At 48.3% G+C, this 15,670-nt stretch carries 16 protein-coding genes; 8 read left to right on the forward strand and 8 right to left on the reverse strand.

What is annotated here, in order from left to right; genetic code table 11:
* Nucleotides 1-81: 81 nt before the first annotated feature.
* Both B156_RS0124920 and B156_RS0124925 read left to right on the forward strand, forming a co-directional pair.
* Nucleotides 82-621: a hypothetical protein gene (locus B156_RS0124920; protein ID WP_018622520.1), complete on the forward strand. Its 540-nt coding sequence runs from the start codon at nt 82-84 to the stop codon at nt 619-621.
* Between the two features lie 79 nt (nt 622-700).
* Nucleotides 701-1,609: a YihY/virulence factor BrkB family protein gene (locus B156_RS0124925; RefSeq protein ID WP_245563827.1), complete on the forward strand. Its 909-nt coding sequence runs from the start codon at nt 701-703 to the stop codon at nt 1,607-1,609.
* A gap of 80 nt (nt 1,610-1,689) precedes the next feature.
* On the opposite strand, the gene B156_RS0124930 is transcribed toward B156_RS0124925, so the two are convergent.
* The 4 genes from B156_RS0124930 to B156_RS0124945 all read right to left on the reverse strand — a co-directional run bounded on the left by B156_RS0124930 (nt 1,690) and on the right by B156_RS0124945 (nt 6,638).
* Nucleotides 1,690-2,421: a universal stress protein gene (locus tag B156_RS0124930; protein ID WP_018622522.1), complete on the reverse strand. Its 732-nt coding sequence runs from the start codon at nt 2,419-2,421 to the stop codon at nt 1,690-1,692.
* A gap of 121 nt (nt 2,422-2,542) precedes the next feature.
* A complete protein-coding gene (locus B156_RS0124935) occupies nt 2,543-3,469 on the reverse strand; it encodes an SPFH domain-containing protein (RefSeq protein WP_018622523.1) in 927 nt (308 codons plus the stop codon).
* 98 nt (nt 3,470-3,567) lie between these two features.
* Nucleotides 3,568-4,734, reverse strand: a complete 1,167-nt coding sequence (locus B156_RS0124940) for an MFS transporter (protein ID WP_018622524.1) — start codon at nt 4,732-4,734, stop codon at nt 3,568-3,570.
* Between the two features lie 167 nt (nt 4,735-4,901).
* On the reverse strand, nt 4,902-6,638 hold the full coding sequence (locus B156_RS0124945; RefSeq protein WP_018622525.1) for a serine hydrolase: 1,737 nt from the start codon (nt 6,636-6,638) through the stop codon (nt 4,902-4,904).
* 302 nt (nt 6,639-6,940) lie between these two features.
* On the opposite strand from B156_RS0124945, the gene B156_RS0124950 reads away from it, so the two are divergent.
* From B156_RS0124950 to B156_RS0124960, 3 genes are all read left to right on the forward strand, one after another.
* A complete protein-coding gene (locus B156_RS0124950; protein ID WP_018622526.1) occupies nt 6,941-7,576 on the forward strand; it encodes a peroxiredoxin in 636 nt (211 codons plus the stop codon).
* 93 nt (nt 7,577-7,669) lie between these two features.
* Nucleotides 7,670-7,912: a hypothetical protein gene (locus B156_RS0124955; protein ID WP_018622527.1), complete on the forward strand. Its 243-nt coding sequence runs from the start codon at nt 7,670-7,672 to the stop codon at nt 7,910-7,912.
* A gap of 226 nt (nt 7,913-8,138) precedes the next feature.
* Entirely contained in the window at nt 8,139-8,798 is a 660-nt protein-coding gene (locus tag B156_RS0124960; protein ID WP_018622528.1) for a glycoside hydrolase family 25 protein, read from the forward strand.
* 16 nt (nt 8,799-8,814) lie between these two features.
* Here B156_RS0124960 and B156_RS0124965 read toward each other — a convergent pair whose 3' ends face one another.
* The 4 genes from B156_RS0124965 to B156_RS0124980 form a co-directional block, all read right to left on the reverse strand.
* Nucleotides 8,815-9,099, reverse strand: coding sequence for a putative quinol monooxygenase (locus tag B156_RS0124965; protein WP_018622529.1), 285 nt, complete (start codon nt 9,097-9,099; stop codon nt 8,815-8,817).
* A gap of 42 nt (nt 9,100-9,141) precedes the next feature.
* On the reverse strand, nt 9,142-9,885 hold the full coding sequence (locus tag B156_RS0124970; RefSeq protein ID WP_018622530.1) for a shikimate dehydrogenase family protein: 744 nt from the start codon (nt 9,883-9,885) through the stop codon (nt 9,142-9,144).
* 81 nt (nt 9,886-9,966) lie between these two features.
* On the reverse strand, nt 9,967-10,605 hold the full coding sequence (locus tag B156_RS0124975; RefSeq protein ID WP_018622531.1) for a DedA family protein: 639 nt from the start codon (nt 10,603-10,605) through the stop codon (nt 9,967-9,969).
* A 33-nt stretch (nt 10,606-10,638) separates the two neighbouring features.
* Nucleotides 10,639-11,403 (reverse strand): phosphosulfolactate synthase, encoded by a 765-nt coding sequence (locus B156_RS0124980; RefSeq protein ID WP_018622532.1) that lies wholly within the window; start codon nt 11,401-11,403, stop codon nt 10,639-10,641.
* A gap of 153 nt (nt 11,404-11,556) precedes the next feature.
* Between B156_RS0124980 and B156_RS0124985 the strand changes: the two genes are divergently transcribed.
* The 3 genes from B156_RS0124985 to B156_RS0124995 all read left to right on the forward strand — a co-directional run bounded on the left by B156_RS0124985 (nt 11,557) and on the right by B156_RS0124995 (nt 15,669).
* Nucleotides 11,557-12,015: a PaaI family thioesterase gene (locus B156_RS0124985; protein ID WP_018622533.1), complete on the forward strand. Its 459-nt coding sequence runs from the start codon at nt 11,557-11,559 to the stop codon at nt 12,013-12,015.
* Between the two features lie 1,014 nt (nt 12,016-13,029).
* On the forward strand, nt 13,030-15,018 hold the full coding sequence (locus B156_RS0124990; protein WP_018622534.1) for a hypothetical protein: 1,989 nt from the start codon (nt 13,030-13,032) through the stop codon (nt 15,016-15,018).
* 192 nt (nt 15,019-15,210) lie between these two features.
* The gene (locus B156_RS0124995; RefSeq protein ID WP_245563832.1) at nt 15,211-15,669 is read left to right on the forward strand and encodes a PPC domain-containing DNA-binding protein; all 459 of its coding nucleotides are present in this window, start codon (nt 15,211-15,213) and stop codon (nt 15,667-15,669) included.
* The last annotated feature ends 1 nt before the right edge of the window (nt 15,670 follow it).

Here is a 15,670-nt window from a genome sequence, read left to right on the forward strand (position 1 = left end):
TTCGGAGAGGTAACAAAAAAAGTAGCGATTTAGGTCAACATCCGGCGTGTTCTGCTACCGGATAAATGCGAAATTTGCCGCATGAAAAACAAACTCTTACTCTTTTCTATAGCCAGTTTACTCTTCGCCTGCGGGCCTGCCGAAAAAACATCGGATACGACCGGGGAGACGGCTGCTACCGCCACTGATTCGGCCACAACTGTCGCCCCACCAGCGCCGAAAAACTGCCAGTCGGTTGTTAAAGCCAATAAACTGGGGAAGGCCGATGTGTATCAGGAATCAGCCAAATCCATCAGCGTATCTATCACGATGGACCAGGATGCCAGCACGACGCCCACCGCCGATGGTTGTTATTTCAACAACAAGGCTACGGTGCTGGCTACCAAAAAATCGGGCAGTCAGGTTTTTAAGCGGACTCTTGAGAAAGATGATCTGGCGTTGTTCACCAAAGATGACGCAGACATTGAAAAGGCGGTGCTGCAACAGGTGACGTACAAACCCACCTTTAACGGGCAGCGATACGTTACTTTGACTATGCGCCTGCTCCAGCCCGATACCAAAAAGACGATGACGTACACCGTTTTTATGAATTACTTCGGCGAGATGGTTAAAGTCAACTAGGGTGGCCCGAATACCGATAAGCCGCTAAACTATGTTGGCTGACAGCGCGTTAGTCCAGTTCACTTACTGCCTTCCAATTGTGCCAAAAGACGTTCCTGTTTTGCGAATAGCTGGCCAGGCGTTCGATAACCTGAAAGCGAACGCTCCGATTCAGATGGCGGCTGCTACGGCTTTTTTCGCTTTTTTCGCCCTGCCGCCCATCATCATTATCCTGAGTCAGTTATTTGGGGGCTTACTAAATGTGCAGGATAAACAGGTTAGTCGGCAGCTTTTTCATGAACTGGCTCAACTGTTTGGTTATCAGGGTGCCCGCCAGTTACGGGATATTTCGGACAACCTGAGTCAGCGCCGGTCTGGTCTGGCCTTTACGGCATTAAATATCTTTCTGCTGTTGCTGGCTTCCACTACGCTGTTTGCTATCATCAAGCGTTCGCTCAATCAGCTTTGGATGGTGAAGTCGATTGCCCATCGACCCTGGGCCGATACGTTGGTGGAGCGGCTGGTTTCCCTGGGGATTATTATTTTTTCGGGCGTTTTGGTTACGCTGTCGCTGGTTATTCAACAATCGCTGCTGACTGTATTTCCTGATGCTATCTATTACGACTGGTTAATAACGGTCGGAAAGCATCTGCTTTCCATTTTGCTGCTAACGGTTTGGTTTTCGGTCGTTTTTAAATACCTGCCCGATATCCAGATACGCTGGCGGGGCGTTTGGGTAGGTGCGCTGGTAACGGCCCTGATGATTGAGGCAGGAGAGAAGATTCTGGATCGCCTGTTAATCAATAGTGAGGTGAGTTCTTTGTATGGAAAATCAGGGCCTATTATTCTGATGCTGCTGTTTGTTTTTTATTCGTCGCTAATCTTCTACTACGGCGCGAGTTTCACCCGCCATTACGCCCAGTGGAACAATCAGGAGGCCAGGCCCACGGCCCATGCCACTTCTTTTGAAATTAACGATGTAGATGATGTGGCTACCGGGGAGGAGTAGCTCTTCACAAACGAAACGCGACCTGTGCTGCACAGGTCGCGTTTCGTTCCGGCTCTTACCGGTTTCAATTCTGTAGGAAATCAATCCTCTTTCTTATGATAGACCAACACGGGCACCTCCGATTTTTCAATTAGCGCGTTGGTGTAGTTGGGATGCAGCAGGCCATCCAGGAAACCGGCCTTTGGGTGTAATTCCATCACAATCATGTCGGGGTGAGCATTATCGAACTGATCTTCTGTGAGCACCTCGAGTTTGGCTTTGAACACATCCACGAGTGATTCAGTCTGGAATGTTACCTGCGCACGCGTCGTTTCGGCCTGCATGGCATAGGCAATGGTATTCACCTGGGCGGGTTGGATCGCTTTCCCCTCGTCATCAACGGGCACGATTAGCACGGGACAAAGGGCTTCATCGGTTACATCGCTCACGGCACTACCCGCCAGCCGATCAAAAAAGGTGCTCAGGTCGCTGCGGCCCATCACAATCAGATCCGCCGAATGAACGCGGGCGGCATCCAGAATGGTGTCTTCTACCGAACCAATGCGCCAGTCGATCACGATTTGTAACCCTTCGGCCTCCAGTCTGCTGGCTAGTTCACCCAGCCGCTGACGGCTAATGTCTTCAATTTCCTGCGAGGCCATCATGCCCATGCCTGAATCGCCAATGCTGGGGAATGTACTGTCGGGCAGCATAGGTTGAAAAACGTGCAGCAACGTAACGGTTGCCCCCGTCTTTTGGGCGAAAAGTCGCACCCAATCCAGGGCGACGTCATTACTGGTCGAGAAGTCGGTAGGGAAAAGCAGATTAGTCATAAACAGGTTTACGGTTTTGGTTTATAGTCTACGGTTGCGCAGAGCAACTTTTGGATACGTAAAAGCGTGGCTTCGCGCAACTAAAAACCATAAACTGTAAACCGTAAACCACATACTATGTTTACTGCCCGTTGGTACGGTTCATTTTTTCAACCGCCAGCAACTGGTTCATCGTCTTCTGCATTCCTTCGGTCGAGCCATCCAGGAAAATAACGTTGCCCTTGCCATTTTCGGCAAAATGCTTGATGGCTTCGGTCCAGATGGAGAATAAAATCAGGGATGCATCCAGATTGGCTTCGTTCATCACCTTGGCCGATTCGGCCATACCCCTGGCCACCTCTTCGCGGAACAGGGCCACGCCCTGCCCTCTTAGCTGTGAAGCCGTTTTCTCGGCTTCGGCCGAAATCTGAATGGCATTACCGTCGGCCTGGGCCGCTTTGGTTTTAGTAATCAGCAGGGCCTGCCCTTCGTTTTCAGCAGCTGCTTTCAGGTTGGAAGAGGCCACTACCTGCGCCATCGACCGCATAATCACTTCGTCGAAGGCGATGTCATTCAGTTGCAGATCGGTAAGGTGATAGCCCCAGGTTTCAAGCAGCACATCAAGCTGTGATTTAACGTGTTCAATGATTTCGGAACGGAGCGATAGGATTTCGGCTTGCCGTTTGGTGGCGACAAAACTACGGATGGACCCTTCAATAGTTCGAATCAAAGCCTGCATGAACGAGGCCTCGTCGATGAATTTGAAGGCTACGTTTTTAATCGTTTCCTCCGCCTGGTTCAGTACCGAATATACCAGCATGGCTTTGAAGTTAACATTGGCCTGATCAGCCGTGATGGCCTGAAACGCCAGCTCGACGGAGCGATTCTGAATGGAAATACGCCGGTAGATGAACTCAATAAAGGGGATTTTGAAATTTAAACCCGGCGTCATGACCCGGGAGTATTTTCCGAAAACGGTAATGACGGCCACCGTGCCCTGCTGCACAATAACAACCGACAGGTATATGACAACGATTACTAACAGAAACAGTACAAGAAGGAAATTCATTAGCGTAAATGGTTTTAGCGAAACAAAAAACGGATTCCGCTTTTAAGGTACGGAATCCGTTGGTAGTACAGGTGAGATTTTACGTAATCGGTCGCTGTTTAGTGGCCGGTTGATAATTCGTACCTCGGCGCTTCTTTTTGCCGGAAATACATCATCATCGCCATCAGAAAACCCGTAAACGCCAGCATGGCTCCCACCAGGTTGGGAGCGGCATAGCCCAGGCCGGCAGCAATTGGTAAACCACCCAGATAGGCCCCCAATGCATTCCCCATGTTGAATCCTGCCTGGCTCACCGAAGAGGCCAGCATTTCGGACCCCTTAGCCGCCCGAATCATTAATATCTGAATCGGTGCACCCAGCGAGAAGGCAATGGCCCCCGTAACAAAGGTCATACCGAGAAGGGGTATCTGAATGGACGAGACGTAATACACGACGATCAGACAAATGCTCATCAGCAGCAGAAACAACGCGGTCGCCTTGATGGGGGAGATGCTGTCGGCCGTACGCCCGGAAATCAGGTTACCAACGGCCATCCCGAAACCCGCCAGCACGAGAATCCAGGTAAGCTGGTCGCTGCCGAAGTGCGCCACCTCAGTCAATAAGGGAGCTATATAACTGAACCAGGCAAACAACCCACCTGTACCAATGGCCGTAATACCCAGAATAAGCCAGGGTTCCACGTGCGTGAACAATTTAAGATCTTTACGCAGATTGGACTGACTCACCACCGGCATTAGCTTCTGAATGCAAAACAGAGTGACCAGGCCAACGGCGGCAATGATGACGAAGGTTATCCGCCAGCTCAAGTTATGACCGATGAACGTGCCTAAAGGGACTCCAATGATGTTGGCTACGGTAAGGCCGGCAAACATCATGGAAATGGCCTGCGCTTCTTTGCCCTTACCCGCCAACCGGCTGGCTACTACGGCCCCTACGCCGAAGAATGCACCATGTGGCAACCCCGATAGCAGGCGGGTTATCAGCATGGTTTCGTAATTGGGAGCAAAGGAGGAGAGTAAATTGCAAAAGGTGAACAGGACCATCAGACCGAGCAAAATTTTCTTGGGCGGATAGTTTCCGGCAATCCCAACCAGTAGGGGAGCACCCAGAACAACGCCAAGTGCATAGGCCGAAATCAAGTGACCGGCGGCCGGAATTGTGATGTTCAGTGTGGTTGCAATATCGGGTAGAATACCCATCATGACGAATTCTGTCATGCCAATACCGAAGCCTCCGATGGCGAGGGGAATTAGTTGCTTTTTCATGCTGCAGCTTTCTATTTTTCTGACCGCTCGTGCGTTTTCCCAACTTGGAAAACTCACAATAAACTCCACTTGACGAAGCTCATTTAGTCAGAAAAATAGAAAAAGTGCAAAATTGTTCCCCGTTCTGGGAATGTTATAACTTTATAATTGGCTGGTGCAACTACCGGTTATTGGACGCGCTTACCGGGCATATCCTGACCGTTCTGGTGCAGAATCAGTTGCGTCACATCGCCTTTGTCATTTTTAACGAACGTTACCTGCGCATCGACTACGTTGAGGTAAAACTTGGTGTTGGAGGTTGGGAAAAGCTCAAACGGGGGTTGGCCGGTAGCCTGCCCGAACAATTTGTTATCCTGCCGGGTGATAGTAATAGAAAAGGTGGGGGCCAGTTGGTACGTACCCACGTAGGATTGCAGGGTAGCTGCATCCACCACCGCATCGACAGGCGTTTCCACGGGTTCGCCCAGTTGCTTCAGCATAGTTGTCCCGTTGGTGTTGCGCGGATTGAGTTCCAGCGATTTTTTATAGTCCCTGATGGCGGCCGTTTTGTCCCCCGCTTTCATGTAGGCTTCCCCCCGGCTATCGTACACGTTGTAGGAGTTGGGAAAAGCTTCGGCATTGAGGGTGAAAACGGCCAGGGCTTCCGGTAGTTTTCCATCGCTCATCAGTTCGTAGCCCAGGGCGTTTATCTCGCCTTCATTCATGTTATAGGCCTTATCCGCTTTCCAGGCGTTGAATCGCTCGCGCGTTTTAGCAACTGGTTCTGTGCGAACCGACTGACGGACCAAATCTGTGATGGGCTTCTTGGGTGCTTCTACTGGTTGGTCGTACAGGATGCGCAGGATATTCTGCTTCATGGCATCAAGCGGGGCACTGCCGGTATTATTAAGCAACACAACCAGTTGTTTATCCATCGGAACCCGGCTGATTATTGTGTTGAAGCCATTTATGCCGCCACTATGTTCAATAAGTTGCAGACTATCTTTTTGATTTCCGACTTTTGTTTTACCCACGCCCCAGCCGTAGGCATAGTGATTTAGAAAAGGGGTAAGCATCGTTGCTTTTCCACTGGCCGACACCAGTTTGTCTGTGTACAGTGCCTGATCCCATTTGTACAAATCTTCGACGGTGGAATAAAGTGAACCGGCTGCGTAGGGTATCGACATATCCAGATAAGGCGCGTTTACGTAGCCTGCTCCCTGCTTTTCGTACCCTGCTGCCCGCCTGGATACTAGCGGACCGGATAAATCGTAGCCGGTGTCTTTGAGCTGAAGGGGTGCCAGAATGTTTTCATTCAGCACATCGGCGTACGATTTGCCCGTTACCTTCTCGATGAGTACACCCAACAGGAAATAGCCGGAGTTACTGTACGAAAATTTTGAGCCCGGCTCAAAATCGAGCGGCATATCGGCGAAGGTTTTCAGAAATGCATCCGGTTTGTAGGGGTCGCGACTTTTGGTCTGGAAAAAACCGGGAAAGCTGGTATAGTTTGGAATGCCCGATGTGTGGGTAAGCAGGTGATGAATGGTGATTTTATCGCCGGTTGCTTTGGGGTAATCGGGCAGGTAGTCCGTGACGTGTCCCGCCAGTTTCAGCGTGCCTTTTTCGACCAGTTGCATAACCAGCATGGCCGTAAACTGCTTGGTTATGGAACCAAGCCGGAACCTGGTATCCGGCGTATTGTGTATGAGCCACTCCATGTTGGCCATACCGTACCCTTTTTTGAAAATGACCTGTCCTTTCTCGGCTACCAGCACCGAGCCGTTGAACTGTTTATTAGCAACATACTGCTGTATGAGTGCATCAATTTTGGCGGCTTTGTTCTGGGCAAAACTTACCGGGAGGGTAAGCCAGATGAGGAGTGCCGTCAGGGCGAACGGGGGGTAAGTAATCGTCTTTTTCATGCTATAGGGAGTAAAACAGCAAACGTATAGCTCGCTGACGATCAAGATTAGCACTTTCTGATGGTAGCTTCCGGCATAAATTTAGCAGGCGGTCAGACAACTGGATGAAAGGTAGGAAACTACTCCCGCGAGCGCAGCAGTGGGTGCCGCATAGTGTTTTGTACGGACCTGCTTTTCTGAAGCACGTTCTGAACTCAGTACTTACTTTTTAAGTTTCTTACCCAAATTGGCATCCGTCGATTTTCTATTTTCCGATTACTAGATTTACAAGGTAGATTTTATCAATTAAAACCCCATTAATCATGTCACTGCGTTTAGGAGATATTGCCCCCGATTTTGATGCCGACACTACTCAGGGTCCCATTCATTTTCACGAATGGCTGGGGAACTCATGGGGAATGTTATTCTCGCACCCCGCCGATTTTACCCCCGTTTGTACCACCGAACTGGGAAGAACGGCTCTGTTGAAAGATGAATTCGGCAAGCGGAATGTAAAAGTGATTGCTGTGTCGGTCGACAACCTGGAGTCGCATAACCGCTGGACCCCGGATATTAAGGACGTTACGGGCTCGGAGGTGAACTTCCCAATCATTGCGGATGCGGACCGGAAGGTGGCGGAATTGTACGATATGATTCATCCCAACGCCAGCGAGAAAACAACCGTGCGTTCGGTATTTATTATTGGACCCGATAAGAAAATCAAGCTAACGCTAACGTACCCTGCTTCCACGGGACGCAACTTCAACGAATTGATCCGGGTAATCGATTCGCTACAGCTAACGGCTGACTATCAGGTAGCTACCCCCGCCGACTGGGAGCAGGGAGATGACGTAATCGTGACGCCTGCCGTGACCAATGATCAACTGGAAGCCAAGTTTCCCAAAGGCGTAACCTTTGTGAAACCCTATTTGCGCACTACACCACAGCCTAATAAATAGTAATTAATATTCTGCTATTCTGCGCGATTTTAAAACCTTATAACTTCTTAAGGGGTTACAAGCTTCATTACAAACCAAAATAATCTCAACATTATGGCGAAGCAAAATAACAATCCAGAGCATTCAGAAGGGCCAGTGGCCAAAGCCATCGAAGAGCAGACTGCCAAATTACCATCTGACATTTTTTTGTGGTCCGCGCTAGGATCAATGGCGGTTTCATTATACCTACAGACTCAGGGCGACCGGGACCGTAGTTTATTTGTTGGTCAGTGGGCCGCTCCTTTTCTGCTGTTAGGCCTGTATAACAAGATAGTTAAACTGGAAGGTCACGATTAACCGGAATTCAACAGGTTAATACAAGAAAAGCCCTTTGTATACACGAAGGGCTTTTTCGTGTTTAGTGGCTGTGCTACAAAGCTGTAATTTTGACCCATATTGCATTAGCTGGATGAAATTTCGTGTTTTAGTGAAGCTTGCTCTCCGCCGATATGGTCTACCGATTGTAGCTGTATTACTGATAATGGCAGGGATATGGGTTGTTCGGTCAAAGCGACCCGATAAAATGAACTGGCGTTTCGTGAAGGCGTTCAGTATTCGCTTACCGATGCGGTATAGTATCCACGGCATTGACGTGTCGCGACACAATGACCGCATTGACTGGTCGCGTGTTCAGCGTACAGAATCAGAGGGGGTTCGCGTACAGTTTGTGTTTATCAAAGCCACAGAAGGAGCCACAATGGCTGATAAAAATTTTGGTAAAAACTGGAAAGAATCCCAGCGGGTAGCCCTACATCGGGGTGCTTACCATTTCTACCATCCCACGCGTGATCCGCTAAAACAGGCCAGAAACTTTATTCGTCATGTAACGCTCAGGCCGGGTGACTTTGCACCAGTGGTTGACTTTGAAGTGGTAAACGGACAGTCTGACAAAACCATTGTGGAGGGTTTGCGCCTGTGGCTGGAAACGATAGAGGCTCATTACCAGATTCGTCCCATTATTTACACAAACGGGAACCTGTATCGGCGGTACATCAGGGGCAATCTGGACAACTACCCCCTGTGGATAGCTGATTACTCAACCAGTCATCCCGGGCGTTATGATGCGGACAAACTTTATTTCTGGCAACATAACCAGCGTGGTCGGATACAGGGCATCAGAGGCCAGGTTGACTTCAATGTGTTTGTTGGGGATGAATCCCGGATGCGTGAAGTCTGCCTGTAAGTGCGGTGCTTCGTCCTTATAGATTAACCTTCGTTAAGGCGGGTGGGCTGGCCAGCCACTCGCTCGCTTTTGCGCCGAAAGCCTTCATGTGTGGCATTTGACTGTGTGCCAGAAGCCCGGCTTCATCCTGCCACATTTCGTGCATGATAAACTGGCCCGGATGCTCCGTACTTTTATATAATTCGTAGAACTGGCAGGCCGCTTCTGTACGTACCTGAGTAACCAGTTCCTGTAAGCCGGCTTTCAAAGCGGTTTCGGCACCGGGCCGGGCCGTAATGGTTGCAAAAACCAGGAGTGGCATGTCAGTAATCGGTATGTTTGGCTGAAATGTAGCCTTTTTTGGTCATTTCTGCCAGATTTCCCAGGCCTTTTCGGCCTGTAACTCCAGCATTCGCAGGCCATTGTGTACCGATGCTCCACGCTCCCTGGCTAATTTCATGCCCTTCGTTTCGGCAGGATTATAAACCAAATCGTATAAAAGATGCTGGGCTGTCAACAGTGGGTAGGGCAGGGCTGGGGCTTCATCACTACGCGGGAATGTACCAACCGGCGAGGCATTGATAAGTAAGTGATAGTCCGCAATAACCGTGTCCAGCTCAGCGTACGTGAGGGTACCGTCTGTTTTTGTACGGGAAACAAATTTATAGGAAATGCCCAGGTCTGTGAGGGCAACCGTAACCGCTTTGGAAGCCCCTCCTGTGCCAAGTACCAGTGCCTGTAACGTGGCAGGTACTCGATTGAGGGTAGTCAGCCAGTCGGTCAATGACTGTCGGAAGCCGTAATAATCGGAATTATAGCCCGTTCGTGAACCATCTGATTCCAGTTTGATAACGTTTACTGCACCGATTTTTTCGGCCGATGGATCCAGCCGGTGTATATACGGTAATACTGCCTGCTTATGCGGAATGGTTACGTTCAAACCCCGTAATCCACTGAGGTCAAACAGAGTTGGTAAAGCCGAAATGTCCGGCATGTCGAACAAGTCGTACCGGGTATCGGGGATACCTTCCCGTGCGAATTTATCGGTGAAATACCGTTGTGAGAACGAATGCGTAAGGGGAAAGCCGATGAGGCCGTAACGGGTCATAATTAGTAGCTTAAAACAGGATGCCACCGCTTGTGTGCAGTGGCATAGGTGATTCAACGAAAAGAGATATGTTCCTGTTTTCTAGGTTCGCTTCTTAAAAAACTGATAGACAATTGGCAACACAGACAACCCTACGATGCCAAATACAACCAGTTCAAAGTTTTTCTGTACCATCGGGAAATTACCGAAGAAATAGCCCAGCAATGAGATGCTCGTCACCCAGAGTATGGCTCCTATAATACAGAACTTTATATATGTGCCATATTGCATGCTACCGGCTCCTGCCACAAACGGAGCAATCGTCCTGATAATGGGGATAAAACGGGCTATGATAACCGTTCGCCCACCGTATTTTTCATAGAACTTTTCGGTTTCAGCGATGTATTCCCGCTTGAAAAACAAGATTCTCTCCCGCGATTTGATTCGCGTACCCAGAAAGCGACCAACGAAATAGTTGACGTTATCACCCAGCAGGGCAGCTACAATCAGCAGCGGAATAATAACCCATACACTCAAGTCATTCGTTGGGCGGGCTGCCAGTGCACCAGCTGCAAACAAAAGAGAATCGCCGGGTAGTAGCGGCATCACAATCAAGCCCGTTTCCGTGAAAACAATCAGAAAGAGGATGGCGTATAGCAGCACCCCGTATTCATTCGCCCACAGATCGAGGTAGCGATCAAGGTGCAACAGAAAATCAAGTAACGATTTGATAAGGTCCATAGTTGGTTTGTAAAGACGTACTAATCGACGTCTCTACAGTTTATCTAAAAAGTGAGTGAATGTATCTCCCCGGAGGCCTAACCGAATGGTTTCGAGCGGGATAACTTCCTGTGGAGCAATATTCCCCAGGTTTACATTAGCACCCAGCAGTTTGACAAACCAAACCTGTTGTTCTTTTTGCGGAGCTTCCCATAGGATACTCTCGAACGGAATCTGGGTCAGAATTTCTTCAACAAGTCCCTGCCGTACCTCACCACTGGAGCGAAACAGGCCGACGGTACCGCCTTCGCGGGCTTCACCAATTACCTTCCAGGCGCCTGCCTGCAACTCCGCTTTCATCAACTGAATCCACTTGTAGGGCGGTATGATTTTAGCTTCGTCCTTTGAGCCTACTTCTGATAGTACCGTTACCTGAGTGGCTAACGTCCGAATATACTCGCATTTTTCATCCTGGTGCATGTCAATCGAGCCATCCGATACTTCTGCATAAGCCAACCCGTACTTGTCCAGTAGTTTACGGTACTCATCGAACTGCTTACGGGCAACGAATGCTTCAAACAGGGTACCACCAAAATAAACGGGCATCCCCGCTTCCTGATAAACAGCAATTTTTTCCTTCAGGTTTGGGGTCACGAATGATGTAGCCCAGCCCAGCTTAACAATATCGCTGTAATTGGCAGAGGTAGATAAAAAATCTTCCACTTCGCGTATACTCAGCCCTTTATCCATAACCATAGTTAATCCGGTTTGACGGGGTTTAGCGGTACGGTCAGGTATCTGCGTAAGCGTATAATTCATGTGTGTAAGTAAGTAAGCCTATTTAAAATCGCCCAAAAGTAGCACAAGTCTTGAAAACCTCCCAATAAAATCCACAGGGAATAGCATTATATTAGCTCTTAGCTTAGTTTAGTACTATTTTTGCTCCACACACATACACGTGTTCTGCTTCGTATGGAGAACTTGACAAATTCGCGCCTTGCGTACTTTCACGCTCGTATAGGCCAGGATATGAGTACTAGTCTGTCGCCGTTTGGACGGTGGCTCAACGGAACTATTCGGGCGGTTGAGTATGGTAGTATGGTGGTTGAATTCGTTGTTCGTGAAGAGATGACTAATCCCGCCAATGTCCTGCATGGTGGTGTTTCGGCGGCTATTCTGGATGAATTGATTGGGGCCATGGTCATCTGTCTTGGCCGCGAGTATGCCTATACATCGGTTAATTTGACTGTCGATTTCCTACACGCTGCTTGGCTTGGGGATCATATAACAGCAACGGCGAAACTCATCAGAGCCGGAAAGAACATTGTACACTGCGAAGGGTATATTGTGGCTCTTGATGGAAAAATCATTGCTAAATGTGCCACTAACCTGATTCAAACCACCCTGAGAGTACCTTCTATAGCGGAGTGAGATTCCGAAACGTTGCACCGAAGCCTCTGATTACCAACATATAGGGAGTTAGTGCAAAACAATACTCCAGTTGAACATGGTTTGTAATACCGTTTCGTTGTTGTAAAAACGACTCTTTTATACGCTGCTCTATTCGGGCTTCCGCAAAGAGGGCGCAAGGAGATAAAACTATTTTTCCAGCAAAAAGAGGTGATTGGGTACGCTTCGGTAAGCGATAATGTTGTATTTTCTATAGTAGCGCAGTAGAGTATTTTTTGGTATAATTCCAGGTGTAAGCTCATTTCTTTCGGTAACTGATATAATGCCTAAACGCTACGGAAGAGGCTAAAATAAGTGATAGTAGTGGTTGGTAGCTATAGAAATAATTTTGGAAGAAATAAGATAATGTCAGGAAAAAGGCATTTGTTACACGGTATAGAGTACAATTATTTTTTTATCACCTGATTATCCTTATTATTGACAATTGATAAAAATTGAGGCAATTTTGAACACTATTCTGCCAGATTGGTAGTGTTACATGTAAACATAAGCTGGAATTGGTTGCAATTAGATTGTGAATGATGAAGCCTGTCCATTGGCTTGTTGCGTGAAAAATTTATTGCAATTGATGAAAAAAAATTATTGACTTTTGTGATTCAGTCTTAACATTGCAGAATAAATGCCTGAAGAGTCCACTTAGACTGTAATTTGTCAGATTGACCAGGTGATGGGTGGAAAGGAATGTCTTGGGAAAAGTTCAGATAAATCTTCTGAAAAAAATTACGAGATGCTCTTGAAACATTTGTCAGGGAATAATAGTCATATAGCGTAAATGGGATGCCTGTGTTTGTTCTTCCTGTAAAAATGGTTGATAATTGAAAACGCATTCGGGTATGTTATTTCAGTTCAAGAGTAAATTCTGTACTAATTTTTTTATGTAAAATCGTAAGGCCAAATCAACGTTTAACTTTTAAAACATTGCGTCAAATTAACTCAATAAATATGCGAACATTTATCCAACAACACCCTATGAGGATGCTGGCTGGACTCGTGTTGCTAAGTTTTGCAATACCTTCTTTCAGTCTTGCTCAAGACACAGTCCGGGTTCAACCGACAACGACTACGACTACGCCCAGCGGGAACTACGAGCGCGAGAACATCTATCGTTTAGGCAAAGGTATCTACACGGATACCCTGCGTCGTAACGATTTCAAGGTGCAGGCTGCCGATGTGGCAGAACTTGATGACTGCGATACTACCTTTCAGACGTTCGTACTCGTTCGGCGGCTATCTCCCTGGCGGATCGGTCTATTTGCTGGGCCAAACTTTGCTTATTGCGGAACCTGGGAAAATACCTTTGGTCCTAACAAGCGGGACAATACGCTTTATAATGGTGCTGGTTTCAACATTACAGCCAACGTAGATTACTTCCTGACACCTGCCACCAGAAGGCTGCGGTTTGGAATTGGGGCTGCGTTCGGCTACCAGAACTATATAACCCGCAGCATCTATACTGACTACCTGTATAGTCTGGCTGCATCGCGTGGCTTTAACAACTCTCAGGTAACCATCACCCAGCGGGCTTCGGAAGATATGTTCCTGACCGTTGGACCGGTTCTTACGTTTACGCTCGCCCGGAGCCGTCGTAACCCGGATGCTACCACATTTATTGAGTTGGCAGCACGGGGCGGCTTATTTCGCACGGAGGCAGCAACGATAGCCGCCTTCACTCCATCGACACTGACTCTACCAAACGTCCCTTCATTCGTGCAGGGAGGTGGTCTCATCCGGTCTGTCAACCCAAGTGCGAACCTGTATCACCTGGGCGCGCTGGGATCAGCCGCTATATTTTTCCCATTGAAGAATAACTGGAATATCGGTATTCAGGGACAGGGCTACATTACTAAGATTAACTATCTGATCATCAACGGTATCGACGATCAGCTGTATGAGTTTAAGCGTAAGCATGGTGGATTTAGTGCTGGACTAGCAGTTCGGAAAGGATTTGTTCAGAAGAAACTTATTCCTAAAGCTCCCGTTACCTGCCCAACCTGCGAACAGATTCCAGAGTTGGACGTGCAGTTTAATAACGCATCACTCAAAGGAGCTTCTTTGTCGTACATCGATACGACTGATCCTACAAAGGCGGCTGCTGTTAACACCTCCGCTGCTGCGCCAGTTATTAGCTGGAAGAGTACGACTCCTAACCCACGGAACGAAACCTTTACTGCTCGTATGTACTACCGTCCCGATTCAGTAGTGGCTGGTAATACGGATCAGGTAATTGCGCAAGTTGAGAATAGCACTGATACATCATTGCCATTCCCTGCGGCTTACTTTTCAGGTGGTCAGATGAACCCTGGTTTCTATTACGTTACCGTCCACAACAAGCAGGTTGCCAAGTGCGGTACGTGTATGAGCGAAGTAGCAACAACGAGCTTTGCTGTCATTCGTCCAAAACCACCAATACCTGACTGCAAATACAACCACAAGTTGGAGCGTCTGGAAGTCTTCTATCGTACTCCTTACACGCGTGAAGTGGCTAACGTCTGTTACTGTAACGGAACCGTTACCTCAGTTGGTGACACAGTTACCCGCCTTCGTTATCGTGGTCTGAATCGTGGTTTGGCGATGGGTACAGTTGATTTCGATACGAACACCGTAATCCTGAACATCAACGAACTGCCAGGTGGATTAGCCCAGCAATTGCAGGCTGAAAAAGCTAAAATTGAAAGTGGCAACGCTATTCGCTACAAAGGCCGCCGGGTACGCCCACAGGTTCAGTACTTCCGCGCTGTGTTTACCGTTACGAAACTGCCTTGCAACGGTGAGCCTGAGCAAGTGGTGGGTACCTTCAACACAACGATTAGCGACAACAGCTACACAATCACTGACCTGAAGCCGCTGACAGATGCTCAGAAAGCCAAACTGCTGGCACCCCCAGCACCCGCTCGGAAAGCGACACCACGTCGCCGGGCTGGTAACAGTGGCCGCCGTTCAGATGTCACGTTCGGAGTAGAATAGAAGAATAATAACGGTAAAAAACCGGGAGCCAACGCTTCCGGTTTTTTGCTTTTTAGCCTTCGCAGTTAGTAAGTCAGGCTGGGGAAGGATAAGGAATTACTTGTTTTTTCGTGTTATCGACACTAGTATTCACCAGCCTGTAAACCGATGCGTTTTTTTTCAGTACTGATAGTAACCTACTGCTTTGTACCTATGCTACATGCCCAACCCAATTCAGCCAGTCGTAATCCGGTCATTTCCTCCAGTATGCAGACCTATTCGTACCGGCTGCTGCCAGGGCAGGATTTGAAAAAGCAAATAGAAGCCATTGTCCGTCAGGAGCGTATTGAAGCCGGTGCCGTGCTGACGTGCGTAGGGAGCCTGACGGATGTAACATTACGATTGGCCAATCAGTCGGACCCCCGCGTGTGGAAAGGACATTTCGAAATCGTTTCATTGGTGGGTACCCTTTCAATCAATGGAAGTCATTTGCATTTGTCGGTGTCCGATTCAACGGGGCAAACAACAGGGGGACACCTGTTGGATGGTTGTACGATTTATACCACCGTCGAATTAGTAATCGGTGTTATGAACGACCTTGTGTATGAGCGACAAACAGACCCTACTTTTGGCTATAAGGAGTTGACAATAAGAAAAAAGAGACGTAAATAAA

This window comes from Spirosoma luteum DSM 19990 (assembly GCF_000374065.1).
Classification (GTDB): Bacteria; Bacteroidota; Bacteroidia; order Cytophagales; family Spirosomataceae; genus Spirosoma; species Spirosoma luteum.